Source organism: Enterobacter sp. E12 (assembly GCF_014596715.2).
Classification (GTDB): Bacteria; Pseudomonadota; Gammaproteobacteria; order Enterobacterales; family Enterobacteriaceae; genus Enterobacter; species Enterobacter bugandensis.
Genome location: NZ_CP115601.1, coordinates 397,845 through 415,312, shown reverse-complemented (window position 1 = coordinate 415,312; position 17,468 = coordinate 397,845). Strand labels below are relative to the sequence as shown.

Sequence of the window (17,468 nt, the reverse complement as noted above, 5' to 3'; positions counted from 1 at the left end):
GTTCTCCCCTCCCTTTCGGGAGGGGCATTTTACCGCTACGCCACTTCCGTGACGTACGCCATTGAGCGCCGGCGGTAATTCTCATAAATCCCCATCGCCAGCAGCGAGAAGAAGACTGGCCCACCGACCATCCACAGCGCGCTGTTCCAGTCGTTCGCCTCAACCACGGGCTGAATAACGGTAAAGATGTTGGCAAACGCCACGACCAGCACCACCACCGTGGTCGCCAGCAGCGTTGCCGCGCGAGTTTTGAAGATCACAAACGGACGCTCAAGATCCCGCTTCGCCTTAAAGAACGGGAACGCCAGCGTCAGGAACAGGTACGGCAGCGTCATCGACACGTTCGCCATCAGGGTCAGCTTGTTATAGAACGCAGACGCGGTATCACCGCCAAATGACACCAGCAGAATGAACACGCACACCAGCAGACACTGCATCCACATGGCGTTGGCAGGCATGCCTGCGGTATTGAGCTGCGTCATGCGTGCCAGCCACAGCGCCTTTGGCGTACCCTGGATGATTGCTTTCAGCGGCGAGTAGATTAGCGTGAAGAACGCGCCGGTATAGGCTAGGAACATCGACAGGCCGGTAATGCGCGCAAACCAGATCCCCAGGGTGGCCGATGCTTCCAGCGTCAGGTGCATGGCGTTACCCAGCGTCATTCCCAGGCTTTTCATCAGCACGTAGGTGATGTTCCCGAGGTTAGTGGTATTGTTACTCAATACCTGCTGCCAGTTGGTGCTAACGCCCCAGAGGAAAATCGCCAGCGAATAGCCGATGGAAATCACGATGGCGGCAAAAATAATCCCTTTGGCAAAGTTTTTTTCCGGGTTCTCGGTCTTATCGACCAGCCCACCTACCGCTTCAATACCGCCGTAGGCAAAAATGGCAAATACCACGAAGGAGAGCATGGCCAGCCCGGACTGATAGCCCGGATTAGGCGATGAAACGAAGTTCACCTCCTGCGCGAAGTGTCCGCCGTTCAGGCACAGAATGGCGATACTCACCAGCAGCAGCACCAGGTTCAGGCACATCACGGAAATACCGCCAACGGCGGTGATACGGGCAATTTTGTTGATGCCTTTTGACGCCACCAGCGTCACCACCACCATCCAGCACACCGCCAGAATTCCGACCACCTGCGTGGAGCTCAGCCCGGCTAAAGACCAGACCTGCGTTTTATCCGCACCGAAAAGAAACGTGGAGAACGGCACCCAGACTTTGGCCGCCGTGCTGACCATCCAGACGACGTAGGAGGAGAACCACATAAACGTGCCGATAAACGCGTAGCGCGGGCCGATGCTGTTGTTCATCCATGAATAGATACCGCCCTCTTCTTTCCGGTAAGCCGAGCCCATCTCCGCCATCATCAGCGCAAACGGGATAAAGAAGAACAGAGCAGAAACGATATAAAACGGCGTCGCGCTGTAGCCCATCAGATAGAAAGCCGACGGGCTGTTGGCAAAGCCAAAAACTGACGTAAAAATCATCAGAATGAGCCCGGTGAGGGTCATCTTTTTGAGTGACTGGGACATATAACCATCCGAAGAGGAATTAAACTGCGCGGATGGTAGCAGATGACCAGACTAATATTGTGGCTATACGAGGCAATTTAAGAAAAAGACCCGTGTACAGAGAAAATGGCAGTTTTTAATGTTGCGGAGAAGAAATGGAAAGGAATATTGCCACAGATACTATATGCCGGGTAAGCGACAGCGCCACCCGGCCATGCTTTAGGCGCGATCGACCGTAAAGGCAATCACATCGCCCAGCTGCTCGGCGCCCAGCGCCAGCATGACCAGACGATCCACGCCCAGCGCCACGCCGGAGCAATCCGGCAGACCGGCTTTTAATGCTTCCAGCAAGTTAACATCAATCGGCTGCTGCGGCAGACCGCGCGCGGCGCGCTTACGATTGTCCTGCTCGAAACGCTGCTGCTGTTCGCGCGCGTCGGTCAGCTCGTGGAAGCCGTTAGCCAGCTCGATGCCTTTGTAGTAAACCTCAAAACGCTCTGCCACACGGTGATCTTCGGTGCTGATCTGCGCCAGAGACGCCTGGCTTGCCGGGAAGTGATAGACAAACGTCGGGCGATCTTTGCCAATCTGCGGTTCCACGCCGAAGGTGAACAGCAGCTGCAGCAGCGTGTCGCGATCCTCTTCGGTATCCGCCACGTTGCTCAGATCCAGTTTTGCCGCCACTTCACGCAGCTGGGCTTTGTCCGCCGACAGCGGATCGATTTCCAGATGGCGCTGGAAGGCCTGCTGATAGGAGAGCGTTTCGGCTTCTGAGCAGTCCAGTACCTGCTGCAGCAGATCGTCCACCTCATTCATCAGGCGGTACATATCATAGTGCGGGCGGTACCACTCCAGCATGGTGAATTCCGGGTTGTGGTGACGCCCCATTTCTTCATTACGGAAGCTGCGGCACAGCTGATACACCGGACCACACCCCGCCGCCAGCAGGCGCTTCATGTGATATTCCGGGCTGGTCATCAGATACAGATTCATGCCCTGGGAGTGGCCTGGGCCAACAAAACGGGTTTCAAACGGGACCAGATGAATATCCGTTACCGTTGCCTGACTCATGCACGGGGTTTCCACCTCCAGGACGCCGCGGTCGGCAAAGAAACGGCGGATCTCCGTCATAATTGCGGCGCGTTTTAACAGATTTGGGATGGATGCGCTCGGCTGCCAGGTGGCCGTTTCGCTCATGAGTTTTTCTCCGATTTCAGACAAGGGCACGAAGTCTACTCGTTAGCAGTGGCAGAGACAAATTTTGCGCAGTAAAAACGCGTATTTCATTTATGTGGATTATTCTGTGATGCAATTCATCAATCACGATGATAAATCACCGCACAGAACAGCAAAAAAATCGAACACGTCAAATTTCCCTCACAACTACGCGGTTATACTGTTATACCCATAAAGGAGCAGTGGAATCGCTTCCGCAATCGCCCGTTCGGGCAGGTGAACTTCCTTTAGTTCATCGCATTGCGGGAAAACAAAAATCTGGAGGAATGTCGTGCAAACTTTTCAAGCCGATCTTGCCGTAATAGGCGCTGGCGGGGCTGGATTACGCGCTGCAATTGCTGCGGCACAAGCCAACCCGAACGCTAAAATCGCATTGATTTCAAAAGTCTATCCGATGCGCAGCCACACGGTGGCAGCAGAAGGAGGATCCGCCGCCGTCGCGCAGGATCATGACAGCTTCGAATACCATTTCCACGACACGGTTGCAGGGGGCGACTGGCTTTGCGAACAGGATGTCGTTGACTACTTCGTGCACCATTGCCCAACGGAGATGACCCAGCTCGAGCAGTGGGGATGTCCGTGGAGCCGCCGTCCGGACGGCAGCGTCAACGTCCGCCGCTTCGGTGGCATGAAGATCGAACGTACCTGGTTCGCCGCCGATAAGACCGGCTTCCACATGCTGCACACCCTCTTCCAGACCTCCCTTCAGTTCCCACAAATTCAGCGCTTCGATGAACATTTTGTCCTCGACATTCTGGTCGACGACGGTCATGCACGTGGCCTGGTGGCGATGAATATGATGGAAGGCACGCTCGTCCAGATCCGCGCCAATGCGGTGGTGATGGCAACGGGCGGTGCGGGTCGCGTATATCGCTACAACACCAACGGCGGCATCGTCACCGGCGACGGGATGGGCATGGCGCTGAGCCACGGCGTGCCGCTGCGCGATATGGAGTTTGTGCAGTATCACCCAACCGGCCTGCCGGGCTCCGGTATTCTGATGACGGAAGGCTGCCGCGGTGAAGGCGGTATTCTGGTCAACAAAAACGGCTACCGTTATCTGCAGGATTACGGCATGGGCCCGGAAACCCCGCTCGGCGAGCCGAAGAACAAATACATGGAGCTCGGCCCGCGCGACAAAGTTTCTCAGGCCTTCTGGCACGAGTGGCGCAAGGGCAACACCATCTCAACGCCGCGCGGCGACGTGGTCTATCTCGACCTGCGTCACCTGGGCGAGAAGAAACTGCTGGAGCGTCTGCCGTTTATCTGCGAACTGGCAAAAGCCTACGTGGGCGTCGACCCGGTGAAAGAGCCGATACCGGTACGCCCAACCGCGCACTACACCATGGGCGGGATTGAAACCGACCAGCAGTGTGAAACCCGCATTAAAGGTCTGTTCGCCGTGGGCGAGTGTTCCTCCGTCGGCCTGCACGGCGCCAACCGTCTGGGCTCTAACTCGCTGGCAGAGCTGGTCGTCTTTGGCCGCATGGCGGGCGAGCGCGCCATGGAGCGTGCGGCGACCGCAGGCAAAGCAAACGGTGCGGCGCTGGATGCGCAGGTCACAGACGTTGAAAAACGCCTGAAGGATCTGGTGAACCAGGAAGGCAACGAGAACTGGTCGAAGATCCGCGACGAGATGGGCCTGTCGATGGAAGAAGGCTGCGGTATCTACCGTACGCCGGAACTGATGCAGAAAACCGTCGACAAGCTGGCGGAACTGCAGGAGCGCTTCAAGCGCGTGCGCATCACCGATACCTCCAGCGTCTTCAACACCGACCTGCTCTATACCATTGAGCTTGGCCACGGCCTGAACGTCGCGGAATGTATGGCGCACTCTGCGCTGGCGCGTAAAGAGTCTCGCGGCGCCCACCAGCGTCTGGACGAAGGCTGCACCGAACGTGACGACGTCAATTTCCTGAAACACACTCTCGCCTGGCGCGATGCGGATGGCACCACGCGTCTGGACTACAGCGACGTGAAAATCACCACGCTGCCACCGGCTAAACGCGTGTATGGCGCAGAAGCAGAAGCCGCCGAGAAGAAGGAGAAGGCGAATGGCTGAGATGCAAAAATTGAAAGTTGAAGTGGTGCGCTACAACCCGGAAGTGAATACCGCCCCCCACAGCGCTTTCTACGAAGTGCCTTATGACGAGCAAACCTCCCTCCTGGATGCGCTCGGCTATATCAAAGACAACCTGGCGCCGGACCTGAGCTACCGCTGGTCCTGCCGCATGGCGATCTGCGGCTCCTGCGGCATGATGGTCAACAAGGTGCCGAAGTTGGCCTGTAAAACCTTCCTGCGTGATTACACCAAAGGCATTAAGGTTGAAGCGCTGGGCAACTTCCCGATTGAGCGCGATCTGGTGGTCGATATGACCCACTTTATCGAAAGCCTGGAAGCGATTAAGCCGTACATCATCGGCAACCCGCGCACGCCGGACCAGGGTCCGAACACCCAGACGCCGGCGCAGATGGCGAAATACCATCAGTTCTCCGGCTGCATCAACTGCGGCCTGTGTTACGCCGCCTGTCCTCAGTTTGGCCTGAACCCGGAGTTCATCGGCCCGGCCGCCATTACCCTGGCGCACCGCTATAACGAAGACAGCCGCGACCACGGCAAAAAAGAACGTATGGCGCAGCTAAACGGCCAGAACGGCGTCTGGACCTGTACGTTTGTGGGCTACTGCTCTGAAGTCTGTCCGAAGCACGTCGACCCGGCCGCCGCAATTCAGCAGGGTAAAGTGGAAAGCTCGAAAGACTTTCTTATCGCTACCCTGAAACCACGCTAAGGAGTGCATGATGACGACTAAACGCAAAGCCTACGTGCGGCCTGTGCCGTCCACCTGGTGGAAAAACCTGCCGTTTTATCGCTTCTATATGCTGCGTGAAGGCACGGCGGTACCGGCGGTCTGGTTCAGCCTTGAGTTAATGTATGGCGTTTTTGCCCTTAAACACGGGCCAGAAACCTGGGCGAACTTTGTCGGTTTCCTGCAAAACCCAATCATCGTGGTTCTGAACCTGATCGCGCTCGCGGCGGCGCTACTTCATACCAAAACCTGGTTTGAACTGGCGCCAAAAGCGGCAAACATCATCATTAAAGACGAAAAAATGGGGCCGGAGCCAGTCATTAAAGGGCTATGGGCAGTGACGATCCTGGTCACGGTTGTCATTCTATTTGTCGCACTGTTCTGGTAAGGAGACTACTGTGATCAATCCAAATCCAAAACGTTCAGACGAGCCGGTCTTCTGGGGCCTGTTTGGCGCAGGCGGCATGTGGAGTGCCATCATCGCCCCGGTGATCATCTTGCTGGTCGGCATTATGCTGCCGCTGGGGCTGTTTCCGGGCGATGCGCTGAGCTACGAGCGCGTGCTGGCGTTTGCGAGCAGCTTTATTGGCCGCGTGTTCATCTTCCTGATGATCGTCCTGCCGCTGTGGTGCGGCCTGCACCGCATTCACCATGCGATGCATGACCTGAAAATCCATGTGCCGAGCGGTAAATGGGTGTTCTACGGGCTGGCAACCATCCTGACCGTGGTGACGCTGATTGCCGTTGTCACTATCTGACGCTTCTGGCCCGCCATCCGGCGGGCCTTTTATCTCTGCATCTTTCCCACCAGCCACTGGGCAAATTCACGCATTGCGGACGTTTCAGCCCGCGACTGCAGTCTCGTTAACCAGTAACTGCCCAGATCAATTTGCGTTGTAAACGGCTGCACGATGCGCTCGCTGTTCAGCAAATGGGTAAACATATCGACAGGCGCAATGGCAATGCCCATACCTGCCTGTGCGGCTTCCAGCATGGTGACAGACGAATCAAACACCATCACCCGGTGCGTTGGCGACGGAGGATGCTCGCCTGCCGCCTGCATCCACGCCGACCATTCGTCGCGTCGGTAAGAGCGCAGCAGGGTAAACTTCAGGATGTCGGCCGGAGACTGGAGCACGGCGGCGATTTCGGGCGAGCAAAGTGGCGCCAGCGGCGCAGGGCACAGGAATTGCGCCTCGGTGCCGTGCCACGCCCCACCGCCGTAGCGGATCGTATAATCAAGCCCTTCAGCAGCCGGATCGACGCGGTTGTTATGGGTGGAAAGGTGAAGATCGATATGCGGATAACAGCGGCGAAAGTCCGCGAGCTGAGAGAACAGGATACCCGTGGCGAAAGTTCCTACTACGCCAATTTTTAGCTTCTCCTGAGCGCGCTGGCTGGCAAAGCGATCCAGCATTCCGGCGATACGATCGAATGAATCATTCAGCACCGGCAGCAGATTTTCCCCCTCCGTGGTCAGCATCAGGCCGCGCGAGACGCGGACAAACAGCTGGCAATTCAGATGCTGCTCCAGCGCCTTAACGTGCTGGCTGATGGCGGAATGGGTAACGTTCAGCTCTATCGCTGCATGCGTAAAACTGAGGTGCCGGGCGGCCGCTTCGAAGGCGCGAAGCGAATTAAGCGGAAGATAGCTGCGGGTCATTGTTCCATCCGTTAGAAAAATTAACAGCTCATGCTAAATTTAACCGTTTGTCAGCCATAGTCAAATCCAACAGACTACAGCGGTCTGCCGGGCCCGGACACTCACTTGACCTGCTATTATGGAAGATAATTGATGATGAAAAAATTCCTTTGCTGCGCCCTGCTGCTCAGCACATCCTGCTCTGTACTCGCCGCGCCGATGTCGGAAAAACAGCTGGCTGACGTGGTAGAACGCAACGTTACGCCCCTGATGAAAGCGCAGGGTATTCCAGGCATGGCGGTGGCCGTGATTTATCAGGGCCAGCCACACTACTTTACCTTTGGAAAGGCCGATATCGCGGCGAACAAATCCGTCACCCCGCAAACCCTGTTCGAGCTGGGCTCTATAAGTAAAACCTTCACCGGCGTGCTGGGGGGCGATGCTATTGCCCGCGGCGAAATTTCGCTGGGCGATCCGGTAACCAAATATTGGCCTGATCTGACCGGCAAGCAGTGGCAAGGGATTCGCATGCTGGATCTGGCAACCTACACCGCCGGTGGCCTGCCTTTACAGGTGCCCGATGAGGTTACAGATAACGCTTCCCTGCTGCGCTTCTATCAAAACTGGCAGCCTCAGTGGAAGCCGGGCACAACGCGTCTTTACGCCAACACCAGCATCGGTCTTTTTGGCGCGCTGGCGGTCAAACCTTCCGGCATGAGCTATGAGCAGGCCATGACGACGCGGGTCTTTAAGCCGCTCAAGCTGGATCATACCTGGATTAACGTCCCGAAAGCGGAGGAGACGCATTACGCCTGGGGATATCGTGACGGTAAAGCGGTCCACGTTTCACCGGGCATGCTGGACGCAGAGGCATATGGCGTGAAAACCAACGTGCAGGATATGGCGAGTTGGGTGATGGCCAATATGGCCCCTGACGCGCTGCAGGATACGTCCCTGAAGCAAGGCATTACGCTGGCGCAGTCTCGCTACTGGCGCGTGGGTGCCATGTATCAGGGGTTAGGTTGGGAGATGCTTAACTGGCCGGTCGATGCCAAAACCGTCATCGGAGGCAGTGATAACAAGGTGGCGCTGGCACCGTCGCCTGCGAGAGAAGTGAATCCACCCGTTCCCCCGGTTAAGGCCTCATGGGTGCACAAAACGGGCTCCACCGGCGGGTTTGGCAGCTACGTGGCCTTTATTCCTGAAAAGCAGCTCGGCATTGTGATGCTGGCGAATAAAAGCTATCCGAACCCGGCGCGAGTTGAGGCGGCATACCGTATCCTCGACGCGCTGCAGTAAAACATTGCCGGGTAGCGCTGCGCTTACCCGGCGAAACACACCGCACAAAAACCACATTTTCCTTGCCGTCATCTACACTTAACAAAAAACAGTAAGGAAACTCCTATGCGCATTTTGCCTGTTATCGCCGCGGTGACAGCCGCGTTTTTAGTGGTGGCCTGCAGTTCCCCTACCCCACCTCCTGGCGTTACCGTCGTCACGCCTTTTGATGCTCAACGCTTCCTCGGAACATGGTATGAAATCGCGCGCCTCGACCATCGGTTTGAGCAGGGCTTAGAGAAGGTTACTGCAAATTACAGCCCAATGGATGATGGCGGTATTCAGGTGATCAACAGGGGCTATAATCCCGATCGGGAGATGTGGCAGCAGTCGGTCGGGAAAGCCTACTTCACTGGCGACCCGCGACGGGCCGCGCTCAAAGTCTCTTTCTTCGGCCCGTTTTATGGCGGCTATAACGTGATAGCACTCGACAGAGAGTACCGTCACGCGCTGGTCTGCGGGCCGGATCGCGACTATCTGTGGATACTTTCCCGCACGCCAACTATTTCGTCAGAAATGAAACAGCAGATGCTGGACGTCGCGACCCGACAGGGGTTTGATGTGTCGAAACTTATTTGGGTAAAACAGCCCCGTTAATGGGTACTGAGCTTCAGCCCAATGATACCGGCAACAATCAGAGCGAGGCTGGCAATGCGCGCCAGGCTCGCTGACTCACCCAGCAGCAGAATGCCGGTAATCGCCGCGCCTACGGCACCGATCCCCGTCCAGACGGCATAGGCCGTTCCCACGGGCAGAGAACGCATTGCCCACGATAGCAGAACAATGCTCACGATCATCGCCGTAACGGTAATAACGCTGGGCGTCAGGCGGGTAAATCCGTGGGTGTACTTGAGACCAATCGCCCATACCACTTCGAGCAGACCAGCAATAAAGAGAATAATCCAGGACATCTCGGGCTCCTTAACTTAAAAACAGTTGGGGCCGTCCCCGATGAAGGAAGCGCTTACGGGTCGTCCCGCAAGGCAGATAACACCCCATATTTTGGTTAGCGTGTGATTTTTTTTCAATCATTTTCTGATGAACGCGTTAAGCCCAGAAATAGCCGCAGTATGGCACGGAGTTCAGGCATTTATAGCTCATCGGACTTCTCTATGATGATGTGCTTTCTGATGGCAGGAAGCCAAACCACTAGCCGACTGCGAATAAAATATGTTCAAGATTCTTTTGATTGACCGTTGTCACTTCACCCGCACCGGGTTTGAAGCATGGCTCAATCATTCCGGTTTATTCCCGGGGCACTACGTTGTGACCGGGCTGAACAATCTATTCCTCGCCAGGGAGCACATTCTGCAATGGAAACCTGAGCTGGTCATCGCTGACCTGCATGGTTTCAGGCAGGATATTCACCATTTCCAGCAACTCTCTTCTTTGCTGAACGCCAGCGAAAAATTACCTTTTATTATGCTGCAATCGGGAGAGGACAAGGACCTGGCGACCTGGCTCGGGAACTTCCCGGTCTGGTCTTCGCTAATGAAAAATGCCCCTCTTGAGGAAATCGCGACGGTTATCAATGACGCGTTAATTTCGCGCGCAAGCACGTACCGCCCGACGGTGGCCGCCCCCTTGCTGACACGACAGGAGGAGAAAGTGTTGACGTTATGGATGGACGGCGCGAGCAACCAAAAGATAGCCGCTCACCTGAGCATTAACGGAAAAACGGTTTATACCTATAAACGCAATATCCGCATGAAGCTGCATATGGATACACGCTTTTCACCGTTTTTATCCCTGCAGGAAGCAGAGAATTGACGGTACGGTGAAACTCACGTGCCGTACCGTCCATGCTTCATTAGTTCTGAGCTTTAGTTGCTGCACCAGAAATCGCGTTACCACCGTCGGAGATATCTTCCCCTACGCCGCGGGTGGTATTACATGCAGTCAACACGGAGGAAAGCACGAGGACAGAAAAGATCGCTGCAATTGTTTTCTTAACCATAATATCTTCCTTTTATAGCCAAAGTTGTTTTGTGTATAGCAACTTAAGAATAGACAAGATCCCGCCGATTGACGGAAAAGGAAGCAATTTTAGGAAAATTAGACGGACTTAGCTGGCTGCGTGAGAAATGATATGACCGAGGTCCTGGATATCTTCCCCCATGCCACGGGCGGTGTTACAGCCGGAAAGCAGTACGCTGGAGAGCGCTAACAGAAGCAGAATTTTAACGGTACGTTTCATCATCCCTGCCTGCAAAAATCAGGCGCAGCGGGCGCTGCGCCTCGAATCATGACGTAAATTACTTCACGCGGGATACGTATTCGCCGGAGCGAGTATCCACTTTGATCACTTCACCGATCTGTACGAACAGCGGTACTTTCACCACAGCGCCGGTGGAGAGCGTTGCTGGCTTGCCGCCAGTACCCGCGGTGTCACCTTTCAGACCTGGATCGGTTTCAACGATTTCCAGCTCAACAAAGTTTGGTGGGGTAACGGCGATAGGCTGGCCGTTCCACAGGGTCACGATGCACTCAGCCTGATCCAGCAGCCACTTCGCGTTATCGCCAATGGCTTTCGCGTCAGCAGACAGCTGCTCGAAGGTTTCGTTGTTCATGAAGTGCCAGAACTCACCGTCGTTGTACAGGTAAGTCAGGTTCATATCGACAACATCAGCGCCTTCAGCGGAGTCAGTAGATTTGAAGGTTTTCTCAACACGGGTACCGGTCAGCAGGCGGCGCAGCTTAACGCGTGCGAATGCCTGGCCTTTACCTGGTTTAACGAATTCGCTGGCTTCAACCGCGTACGGTTCGCCGTCCATCATGATTTTAAGACCAGCACGAAAATCGTTGCTATAGTACGTTGCCATAAGGCCCTCTAAATTTGTTAACTGGTAGCTAAGCCACAAAATGGCGCATATTGTAACCCTAAACACCCCATCCAGAGAAGATTGGTTATCGCAACTTGCCGATGTAATCACCAGTCCTGATGAATTGCTGCGTCTTTTAGACCTCGATCAGCATCCGGAGTTGCTTGCTGGCCGTGAGGCAAAGCGACTTTTCGCCCTGCGTGTTCCCCGCGCGTTTGTTGCGCGCATGGAAAAAGGCAACCCTGACGATCCTTTATTAAAACAAACCCTTACGTCGCAGGATGAGTTTATTACAGCGCCGGGCTACAGCACCGATCCGCTGGAAGAGCAAAACAGCGTGGTGCCGGGTTTACTGCACAAATATCTCAATCGCGCCCTGCTGCTGGTAAAAGGCGGCTGTGCGGTAAATTGTCGTTACTGCTTCCGTCGGCACTTCCCGTATGCCGAAAACCAGGGAAATAAGCGCAACTGGCAGGTTGCGCTGGACTATATCGCCGCCCATCCAGAGCTGGATGAGATTATTTTTTCCGGCGGTGACCCACTGATGGCAAAAGATCATGAACTGGACTGGCTTTTGACGCAGCTTGAAGCCATCCCGCACATCAAACGTCTGCGCATTCACAGCCGTTTACCGATTGTCATCCCGGCGCGTATTACCGACGCCCTGGTCACGCGCCTGGAGCAGTCCCGTCTACAGGTGCTGCTGGTAAACCATATCAACCACGCGAACGAGATCGACGATGAATTTCGCGCGGCGATGGCGCGTCTGCGTAAGGCGGGCGTGACGCTGCTCAACCAGAGCGTATTGTTGCGCGGCGTGAACGACAGCGCCCGGGTGCTGGCCGATCTCAGCAATGCCTTGTTTGACGCAGGCGTGATGCCCTATTACCTGCACGTGCTGGATCGCGTGCAGGGCGCGGCGCATTTCATGGTGACGGATGAGGAAGCCCGACAAATTATGCGCGAGCTGTTAACGCTGGTTTCAGGTTATATGGTGCCGAAGCTGGCACGCGAGATTGGCGGAGAGCCGAGTAAGACGCCGCTGGATTTGCAACTGCGGCAGCGCTAAAAGGCAGGTGGCGCTACGCTTACCTGCCCTACGAGGTGGGGCGCAGCGCCATCAGCAAGTAAACTCAGTTCGGGCACTTATAGACCTGGCCGCTCATCTGGCTGGCCGTTGGCACGAAGCTGGAGAGCATTCCTTGCGTCGGGCTGCTCACGCCGTAAATCACGTTCCCCCCCATTGCAGCAGCCTGGTTACGCAGGGCATTCGCCGCGCCGCGCATAGAGCCGCCCTCTTCACCGTGCTGACCCGACATCCAGTTACTTTGTTCACCGGTGGCCGTGCCTAACAGCTGGCATTCGCTGCCTGGCTTATCTTCCACAAAGCGAACGCCCTGGCCCGCTGCCGACAGTTCATTGCTGGAGCTACAACCCGCCAGCAGCAACGCTGCTCCTACGATCCCTGCACAGACTTTTACGCGCATGTTATTCCTCGTTTTCAATAAGCTGGACAGTAATTGTCCGTGTGTAAATCTTATACCTAAAAGATGACTAAAAGAAAAATCCCCGCGCATTTCTGCGAGCCGGATTCCGTACATCACTCCTCCGACATCTTAAATGAATTCTGATAATGCCCTTTGGGATATCGTGTTTTAGCCCTCGATCGTTTTTAGTGTTGCGACGTACAACTTTTGTACGCGATTAAAACAGGGGGTTTCATGAGTGCATCATCCTCAGGAGAGGAAAAGGTAACATGGGTGGGCTATCTGGCGTTTGTGCTCACCATCGTATTTTTCTCAGGCTTTTTCGCCAAAAGTACCGAATGGTGGCACGTGCTGGATTTTACCGTCCTAAACGGCAGCTTCGGTCCGGTGAACGGCACGCTCACGTTTCGCGGTGAGGGCGGCACGGGGGCGAAAGACGGTTTCTTGTTTGCCCTTGAATTGGCGCCTTCGGTCATTTTATCGCTCGGGATCATTGCCGTCACCGAGGGGCTGGGCGGGCTGCGTGCCGCGCAACAGCTGATGACGCCCATTTTGCGCCCGCTGCTTGGCGTACCGGGCGTCTGCTCTCTGGCCCTCATCGCCAACCTGCAAAATACCGATGCCGCAGCAGGGATGACCAAAGAGTTGACAGACGAAGGGGCTATTACCGATCGCGAGCGCGCCATTTTCGCCACCTTCCAGACCAGCGGTAGCGCCATCATTACCAACTATTTTTCTTCCGGCGCCGCACTCTTCACGTTTATTACCGTCCCGGTAATCACGCCGCTGGCCGTCATACTGATGTTTAAATTTGTTGGCGCGAACCTCCTGCGTCTGTGGATCGCTCGCATGGAAGATCGTCGTATTCAGGAGGAAAAAAATGATCGCCCAGCCGCGTAAAAATATCATGGACATGTTTATCGATGGCGCCCGCCGGGGCTTTACCATCGCCACCACCAGCCTGCTGCCGAACGTGGTTATGGCGTTTGTCATCATTCAGGCGCTCAAGGTGACCGGCCTGCTGGATATTGTTGGCAATATTTGCGAGCCGATTATGGCACTGTGGGGGCTTCCGGGCGCGGCGGCAACGGTCCTGCTGGCCTCGGTGATGAGTATGGGCGGTGGCGTGGGGGTTTGCGCCAGCCTGGTGGCTGCCGGCACGCTCAACGGCCACGATGCCACCGTTCTGCTGCCCGCCATCTATCTGATGGGCAATCCGGTGCAAAACACCGGCCGCTGCCTGGGCACCGCAGGCGTTAACCCGAAGTATTATCCGCACATCATTACCGTCTGCGTCATTAACGCCCTGCTCTCAATGTGGGTAATGCAGCTACTCTTCTGAGGAGATAAAAATGGATTTTTCAGTGCTGGAACCCCATCTTTTCCGCAATGTGCACCTTTACGCGCCGGAGGATCAGGGACGTTGCGATCTGCTGATCGCCGGGGGAAAAATCGTCGCGATTGAAAAAACGGATCGCGCAGCAATGCAGCTTAGCTGTCCTGAAACCGATCTCGCCGGGGCGGTGGTTTGCCCGGGCTTTATCGATCAGCACGTACACCTGATCGGCGGCGGCGGTGAAGCCGGTCCGCACACCCGGACGCCGGAGGTACGGTTGTCCGCGCTGGTGGCGGCGGGCATCACCTCCGTTGTTGGCCTGCTGGGTACCGACGGCGTGACCCGCCACCCCGAATCGCTGCTGGCAAAAACGCGGGCGCTTGAGCATGAAGGGATCAGCGCGTGGATGCTGACAGGCGCATACGGGCTGCCTTCTCCGACGATTACCGGCAGCATCGAAAAGGATGTGGCGCTGATTGATAAAATCATCGGCGTGAAATGCGCGATTTCAGACCATCGCTCTTCCGCACCAGCGGATGACCAGCTCGCGAATATGGCCGCCCAGTCGCGCGTCGGCGGGCTGCTGGGCGCTAAAGCGGGCATATCCGTGTTTCACCTCGGCAACAGCCCGAAGCTGCTGGAGCCGCTGCTTAACATTCTGAAAAACGCCGACGTGCCCCGCACGAAGCTGCTGCCAACCCACGTTAACCGCGACCAGGCGCTGTTCCTCGCCGCGCTGGATTATGCCCGCGACGGGGGCTATATCGACATCACCACCAGCATCAGTGAGCCCATTGATGCCGCCACCGCCATCGCGACGGCCCGTGAATCGCAGGTGCCGTTTAACCGGCTTACGCTCAGCTCGGACGGTAACGGCAGCCAACCGAATTTTGACGCGAACGGTAATCTGGTGGGCATTGGCGTAGCCGGGTTCGAATATCTGCCTCAGACGCTGCAGCAACTGGTCAGCCGGTATCACCTGCCGCTGGAGGAGGCGCTTCTGCCGTTTACGCGTAACGTAGCGGAGTTTCTCGGGCTGGGGCATAAGGGGCGGCTCGCGCCCGGATGCGATGCCGATTTCCTGGTGCTGACGGATGATCTGAAGATCCGCGAGGTCTGGGCGAAAGGCCGCCAGATGGTGCGCGAAGGCGTAGCATGCGTGAAGGGAACATTTGAGTAGCGGCAATAAAAAACCCCGGACATTTCTGCCCGGGGTTCGTTCTGAGAGGTTCAGAACAACATGATTACATCATGCCGCCCATTCCACCCATGCCGCCCATACCAGCAGCACCTAAGTCAGGTGCGTCGCCTTTTGGCAGGTCGGTTACCATGCACTCGGTCGTGATCATCAGGCCAGCTACAGATGCCGCGTACTGCAGAGCAGAACGGGTCACTTTAGTTGGGTCCAGGATACCGAAGTCGATCATGTTGCCGTATTCTTCAGTTGCCGCGTTGTAACCGTAGTTACCTTCACCCGCTTTCACGTTGTTCGCAACCACAGACGGCTCTTCACCGGCGTTGGAAACGATCTGACGCAGAGGAGCTTCCATTGCGCGCAGCGCAACTTTGATACCCACGTTCTGGTCTTCGTTCTGAGCGGTCAGGCCAGCCAGCTTAGCGGCTACACGCACCAGCGCGACACCACCACCAGCAACTACGCCTTCTTCTACCGCAGCACGGGTCGCGTGCAGGGCATCGTCAACGCGTGCTTTCTTCTCTTTCATTTCAACTTCGGTCGCCGCACCAACTTTGATTACCGCAACGCCGCCAGCCAGTTTCGCTACGCGCTCCTGCAGTTTTTCACGGTCGTAATCGGAAGTGGCTTCTTCGATCTGCTTACGGATCTGACCAACACGGCCCTGAATAGCGGCTTCTTCACCCACACCGTCGATGATGGTGGTAGTGTCTTTGTTGATCACAACGCGTTTCGCCTGGCCCAGGTCTTCCAGGGTCGCTTTTTCCAGCTCCATACCGATCTCTTCGGAGATCACGGTACCACCGGTCAGGGTAGCGATATCCTGCAGCATTGCTTTACGGCGATCGCCGAAGCCAGGTGCTTTAACCGCAGCCACTTTCACGATGCCGCGCATGGTGTTAACCACCAGGGTCGCCAGCGCTTCGCCTTCAACATCTTCAGCGATGATAACCAGCGGCTTGCCTGCTTTCGCAACGGCTTCCAGCACTGGCAGCATTTCGCGGATGTTGGAGATTTTCTTGTCAGCCAGCAGGATGAACGGGCTTTCCAGCTCAACAGCGCCAGTTTCTGGCTTGTTGATGAAGTATGGGGACAGGTAACCGCGGTCGAACTGCATACCTTCAACCACGTCCAGTTCGTCTTCCAGACCGGTACCGTCTTCAACGGTGATCACGCCTTCTTTACCGACTTTATCCATCGCTTCAGCGATCAGTTTACCTACGGTTTCGTCGGAGTTAGCGGAGATAGTACCAACCTGAGCAATGGCTTTAGAGTCAGAGCACGGTACGGACAGCGCTTTCAGTTCTTCAACAGCGGATGCGACAGCTTTGTCGATACCACGTTTCAGATCCATTGGGTTCATGCCCGCAGCAACGGCTTTCAGGCCTTCAGTGATGATAGCCTGCGCCAGTACGGTCGCGGTGGTGGTACCGTCGCCTGCAGCGTCGTTCGCTTTAGAGGCAACTTCTTTCACCATCTGCGCGCCCATGTTTTCGAACTTGTCTTCCAGCTCGATTTCACGTGCAACGGAAACACCATCTTTGGTGATGGTTGGCGCGCCGAAGGATTTATCCAGCACTACGTTACGGCCTTTCGGGCCCAGGGTTACTTTAACTGCATCTGCCAGTACGTTTACGCCGCGGAGCATTTTTACACGAGCGTCGTTACCGAATTTTACGTCTTTAGCTGCCATGTTCTTATTTCCTCAAATTCTCGTGCGTAAATTACGCTTCAACAATTGCCAGAATGTCGCTCTCGGACATGATCAACACTTCTTCATTGTCGATCTTCTCGGATTTCACGCCGTAGCCATCGTTGAAAATTACGATGTCACCAACTTTAACGTCCAGCGGCTGCACAGTTCCGTTTTCCAGGATGCGGCCCTTACCGACAGCGATGATTTCGCCACGCGTTGATTTGGCTGCTGCAGAACCGGTCAGAACGATGCCGCCAGCAGACTTGGTTTCAACTTCTTTACGTTTGACGATCACACGATCATGTAACGGACGAATACTCATTGATAGCTCTCCTTTGAGAAAGTCATTATCAGTTATGGATGACGCCGGCCCGCATGCGGTTTTCCGACTAGTG

Annotated in this window: 21 protein-coding genes; 11 read left to right on the top strand and 10 right to left on the bottom strand. The window is 55.7% G+C overall.

Going from position 1 to position 17,468, the window contains the following annotated elements:
• Positions 1–35 precede the first annotated feature (35 nt).
• On the bottom strand, positions 36–1,535 hold the full coding sequence (yjeM, locus tag IB212_RS02015; protein ID WP_041911492.1) for a glutamate/gamma-aminobutyrate family transporter YjeM: 1,500 nt from the start codon (positions 1,533–1,535) through the stop codon (positions 36–38).
• A 198-nt stretch (positions 1,536–1,733) separates the two neighbouring features.
• Positions 1,734–2,711 (bottom strand): elongation factor P--(R)-beta-lysine ligase, encoded by a 978-nt coding sequence (gene epmA / locus IB212_RS02010; RefSeq protein WP_041911493.1) that lies wholly within the window; start codon positions 2,709–2,711, stop codon positions 1,734–1,736.
• Between the two features lie 310 nt (positions 2,712–3,021).
• Here epmA and frdA point away from each other — a divergent pair, with 310 nt between their 5' ends.
• Genes frdA through frdD form a run of 4 tightly spaced genes read left to right on the top strand, consistent with a single transcriptional unit; the run spans position 3,022 to position 6,315 of the window.
• Positions 3,022–4,812, top strand: a complete 1,791-nt coding sequence (frdA, locus tag IB212_RS02005) for a fumarate reductase (quinol) flavoprotein subunit (protein ID WP_188246091.1) — start codon at positions 3,022–3,024, stop codon at positions 4,810–4,812.
• Entirely contained in the window at positions 4,805–5,539 is a 735-nt protein-coding gene (locus tag IB212_RS02000; RefSeq protein WP_188246090.1) for a succinate dehydrogenase/fumarate reductase iron-sulfur subunit, read from the top strand. The genes frdA and IB212_RS02000 overlap by 8 nt, the downstream gene beginning before the upstream one ends.
• A gap of 10 nt (positions 5,540–5,549) precedes the next feature.
• Positions 5,550–5,945, top strand: coding sequence for a fumarate reductase subunit FrdC (gene frdC / locus IB212_RS01995; protein ID WP_028015239.1), 396 nt, complete (start codon positions 5,550–5,552; stop codon positions 5,943–5,945).
• 10 nt (positions 5,946–5,955) lie between these two features.
• Positions 5,956–6,315 (top strand): fumarate reductase subunit FrdD, encoded by a 360-nt coding sequence (frdD, locus tag IB212_RS01990; protein ID WP_000609653.1) that lies wholly within the window; start codon positions 5,956–5,958, stop codon positions 6,313–6,315.
• A gap of 29 nt (positions 6,316–6,344) precedes the next feature.
• On the opposite strand, the gene ampR is transcribed toward frdD, so the two are convergent.
• Complete coding sequence (gene ampR, locus IB212_RS01985) at positions 6,345–7,220, bottom strand: LysR family transcriptional regulator AmpR (protein WP_041911495.1); 876 nt, start codon at positions 7,218–7,220, stop codon at positions 6,345–6,347.
• Between the two features lie 132 nt (positions 7,221–7,352).
• Between ampR and blaACT the strand changes: the two genes are divergently transcribed.
• Both blaACT and IB212_RS01975 read left to right on the top strand, forming a co-directional pair.
• Positions 7,353–8,498 (top strand): ACT family cephalosporin-hydrolyzing class C beta-lactamase, encoded by a 1,146-nt coding sequence (gene blaACT, locus IB212_RS01980; RefSeq protein ID WP_041911496.1) that lies wholly within the window; start codon positions 7,353–7,355, stop codon positions 8,496–8,498.
• Positions 8,499–8,603: 105 nt separating this feature from the next.
• Complete coding sequence (locus tag IB212_RS01975) at positions 8,604–9,134, top strand: lipocalin family protein (RefSeq protein WP_028015236.1); 531 nt, start codon at positions 8,604–8,606, stop codon at positions 9,132–9,134.
• Here the strand turns inward: IB212_RS01975 and sugE are convergent.
• Positions 9,131–9,448, bottom strand: coding sequence for a quaternary ammonium compound efflux SMR transporter SugE (gene sugE / locus IB212_RS01970; protein WP_006178944.1), 318 nt, complete (start codon positions 9,446–9,448; stop codon positions 9,131–9,133). The genes IB212_RS01975 and sugE overlap by 4 nt on opposite strands.
• A 259-nt stretch (positions 9,449–9,707) precedes the next feature.
• Here sugE and IB212_RS01965 point away from each other — a divergent pair, with 259 nt between their 5' ends.
• Positions 9,708–10,307 (top strand): LuxR C-terminal-related transcriptional regulator, encoded by a 600-nt coding sequence (locus IB212_RS01965; protein ID WP_041911497.1) that lies wholly within the window; start codon positions 9,708–9,710, stop codon positions 10,305–10,307.
• A 40-nt stretch (positions 10,308–10,347) separates the two neighbouring features.
• Here the strand turns inward: IB212_RS01965 and ecnB are convergent, their stop codons facing one another.
• The 3 genes from ecnB to efp form a co-directional block, all read right to left on the bottom strand.
• The gene (ecnB, locus tag IB212_RS01960) at positions 10,348–10,494 is read right to left on the bottom strand and encodes a lipoprotein toxin entericidin B (RefSeq protein WP_003855942.1); all 147 of its coding nucleotides are present in this window, start codon (positions 10,492–10,494) and stop codon (positions 10,348–10,350) included.
• Between the two features lie 108 nt (positions 10,495–10,602).
• Entirely contained in the window at positions 10,603–10,734 is a 132-nt protein-coding gene (locus IB212_RS01955) for an entericidin A/B family lipoprotein (protein ID WP_028015234.1), read from the bottom strand.
• 58 nt (positions 10,735–10,792) lie between these two features.
• The gene (gene efp / locus IB212_RS01950; protein ID WP_003855940.1) at positions 10,793–11,359 is read right to left on the bottom strand and encodes an elongation factor P; all 567 of its coding nucleotides are present in this window, start codon (positions 11,357–11,359) and stop codon (positions 10,793–10,795) included.
• Positions 11,360–11,399: 40 nt separating this feature from the next.
• Here efp and epmB point away from each other — a divergent pair, with 40 nt between their 5' ends.
• Positions 11,400–12,428 carry an EF-P beta-lysylation protein EpmB gene (gene epmB / locus IB212_RS01945; RefSeq protein WP_028015233.1) on the top strand — a complete coding sequence of 343 codons (1,029 nt, stop codon included), beginning with the start codon at positions 11,400–11,402 and terminating at the stop codon, positions 12,426–12,428.
• 64 nt (positions 12,429–12,492) lie between these two features.
• On the opposite strand, the gene IB212_RS01940 is transcribed toward epmB, so the two are convergent.
• Positions 12,493–12,846: a DUF4156 domain-containing protein gene (locus IB212_RS01940; protein WP_014882205.1), complete on the bottom strand. Its 354-nt coding sequence runs from the start codon at positions 12,844–12,846 to the stop codon at positions 12,493–12,495.
• A gap of 234 nt (positions 12,847–13,080) precedes the next feature.
• Between IB212_RS01940 and IB212_RS01935 the strand changes: the two genes are divergently transcribed.
• From IB212_RS01935 to iadA, 3 genes are read left to right on the top strand one after another with little or no spacing between them, the layout of a single operon-like run.
• Positions 13,081–13,746 (top strand): nucleoside recognition domain-containing protein, encoded by a 666-nt coding sequence (locus IB212_RS01935; RefSeq protein WP_188246089.1) that lies wholly within the window; start codon positions 13,081–13,083, stop codon positions 13,744–13,746.
• Positions 13,727–14,188, top strand: coding sequence for a YjiG family protein (locus IB212_RS01930; RefSeq protein WP_028015231.1), 462 nt, complete (start codon positions 13,727–13,729; stop codon positions 14,186–14,188). Before IB212_RS01935 ends, IB212_RS01930 begins: the two co-directional genes overlap by 20 nt.
• A gap of 10 nt (positions 14,189–14,198) precedes the next feature.
• Complete coding sequence (gene iadA / locus IB212_RS01925; protein ID WP_041911499.1) at positions 14,199–15,362, top strand: beta-aspartyl-peptidase; 1,164 nt, start codon at positions 14,199–14,201, stop codon at positions 15,360–15,362.
• Positions 15,363–15,426: 64 nt separating this feature from the next.
• Here iadA and groL read toward each other — a convergent pair whose 3' ends face one another.
• Both groL and IB212_RS01915 read right to left on the bottom strand, forming a co-directional pair.
• Positions 15,427–17,070 (bottom strand): chaperonin GroEL, encoded by a 1,644-nt coding sequence (gene groL, locus IB212_RS01920; protein ID WP_023310114.1) that lies wholly within the window; start codon positions 17,068–17,070, stop codon positions 15,427–15,429.
• 31 nt (positions 17,071–17,101) lie between these two features.
• Positions 17,102–17,395, bottom strand: a complete 294-nt coding sequence (locus IB212_RS01915) for a co-chaperone GroES (RefSeq protein ID WP_003855929.1) — start codon at positions 17,393–17,395, stop codon at positions 17,102–17,104.
• Positions 17,396–17,468 lie beyond the last annotated feature (73 nt).

Bases quoted from the DNA above. Each gene is read 5' to 3' on its own strand.
- IB212_RS01930 (WP_028015231.1), top strand. From the start codon at position 13,727: ATGATCGCCCAGCCGCGTAAAAATATCATGGACATGTTTATCGATGGC.
- IB212_RS01940 (WP_014882205.1), bottom strand. From the start codon at position 12,846: ATGCGCGTAAAAGTCTGTGCAGGGATCGTAGGAGCAGCGTTGCTGCTG.
- blaACT (WP_041911496.1), top strand. From the start codon at position 7,353: ATGATGAAAAAATTCCTTTGCTGCGCCCTGCTGCTCAGCACATCCTGC.
- yjeM (WP_041911492.1), bottom strand. From the start codon at position 1,535: ATGTCCCAGTCACTCAAAAAGATGACCCTCACCGGGCTCATTCTGATG.
- frdC (WP_028015239.1), top strand. From the start codon at position 5,550: ATGACGACTAAACGCAAAGCCTACGTGCGGCCTGTGCCGTCCACCTGG.
- groL (WP_023310114.1), bottom strand. From the start codon at position 17,070: ATGGCAGCTAAAGACGTAAAATTCGGTAACGACGCTCGTGTAAAAATG.
- IB212_RS01975 (WP_028015236.1), top strand. From the start codon at position 8,604: ATGCGCATTTTGCCTGTTATCGCCGCGGTGACAGCCGCGTTTTTAGTG.
- IB212_RS01955 (WP_028015234.1), bottom strand. From the start codon at position 10,734: ATGAAACGTACCGTTAAAATTCTGCTTCTGTTAGCGCTCTCCAGCGTA.
- ampR (WP_041911495.1), bottom strand. From the start codon at position 7,220: ATGACCCGCAGCTATCTTCCGCTTAATTCGCTTCGCGCCTTCGAAGCG.
- ecnB (WP_003855942.1), bottom strand. From the start codon at position 10,494: ATGGTTAAGAAAACAATTGCAGCGATCTTTTCTGTCCTCGTGCTTTCC.
- IB212_RS01965 (WP_041911497.1), top strand. From the start codon at position 9,708: ATGTTCAAGATTCTTTTGATTGACCGTTGTCACTTCACCCGCACCGGG.
- iadA (WP_041911499.1), top strand. From the start codon at position 14,199: ATGGATTTTTCAGTGCTGGAACCCCATCTTTTCCGCAATGTGCACCTT.
- IB212_RS02000 (WP_188246090.1), top strand. From the start codon at position 4,805: ATGGCTGAGATGCAAAAATTGAAAGTTGAAGTGGTGCGCTACAACCCG.
- epmA (WP_041911493.1), bottom strand. From the start codon at position 2,711: ATGAGCGAAACGGCCACCTGGCAGCCGAGCGCATCCATCCCAAATCTG.
- IB212_RS01915 (WP_003855929.1), bottom strand. From the start codon at position 17,395: ATGAGTATTCGTCCGTTACATGATCGTGTGATCGTCAAACGTAAAGAA.
- epmB (WP_028015233.1), top strand. From the start codon at position 11,400: ATGGCGCATATTGTAACCCTAAACACCCCATCCAGAGAAGATTGGTTA.
- IB212_RS01935 (WP_188246089.1), top strand. From the start codon at position 13,081: ATGAGTGCATCATCCTCAGGAGAGGAAAAGGTAACATGGGTGGGCTAT.
- efp (WP_003855940.1), bottom strand. From the start codon at position 11,359: ATGGCAACGTACTATAGCAACGATTTTCGTGCTGGTCTTAAAATCATG.
- sugE (WP_006178944.1), bottom strand. From the start codon at position 9,448: ATGTCCTGGATTATTCTCTTTATTGCTGGTCTGCTCGAAGTGGTATGG.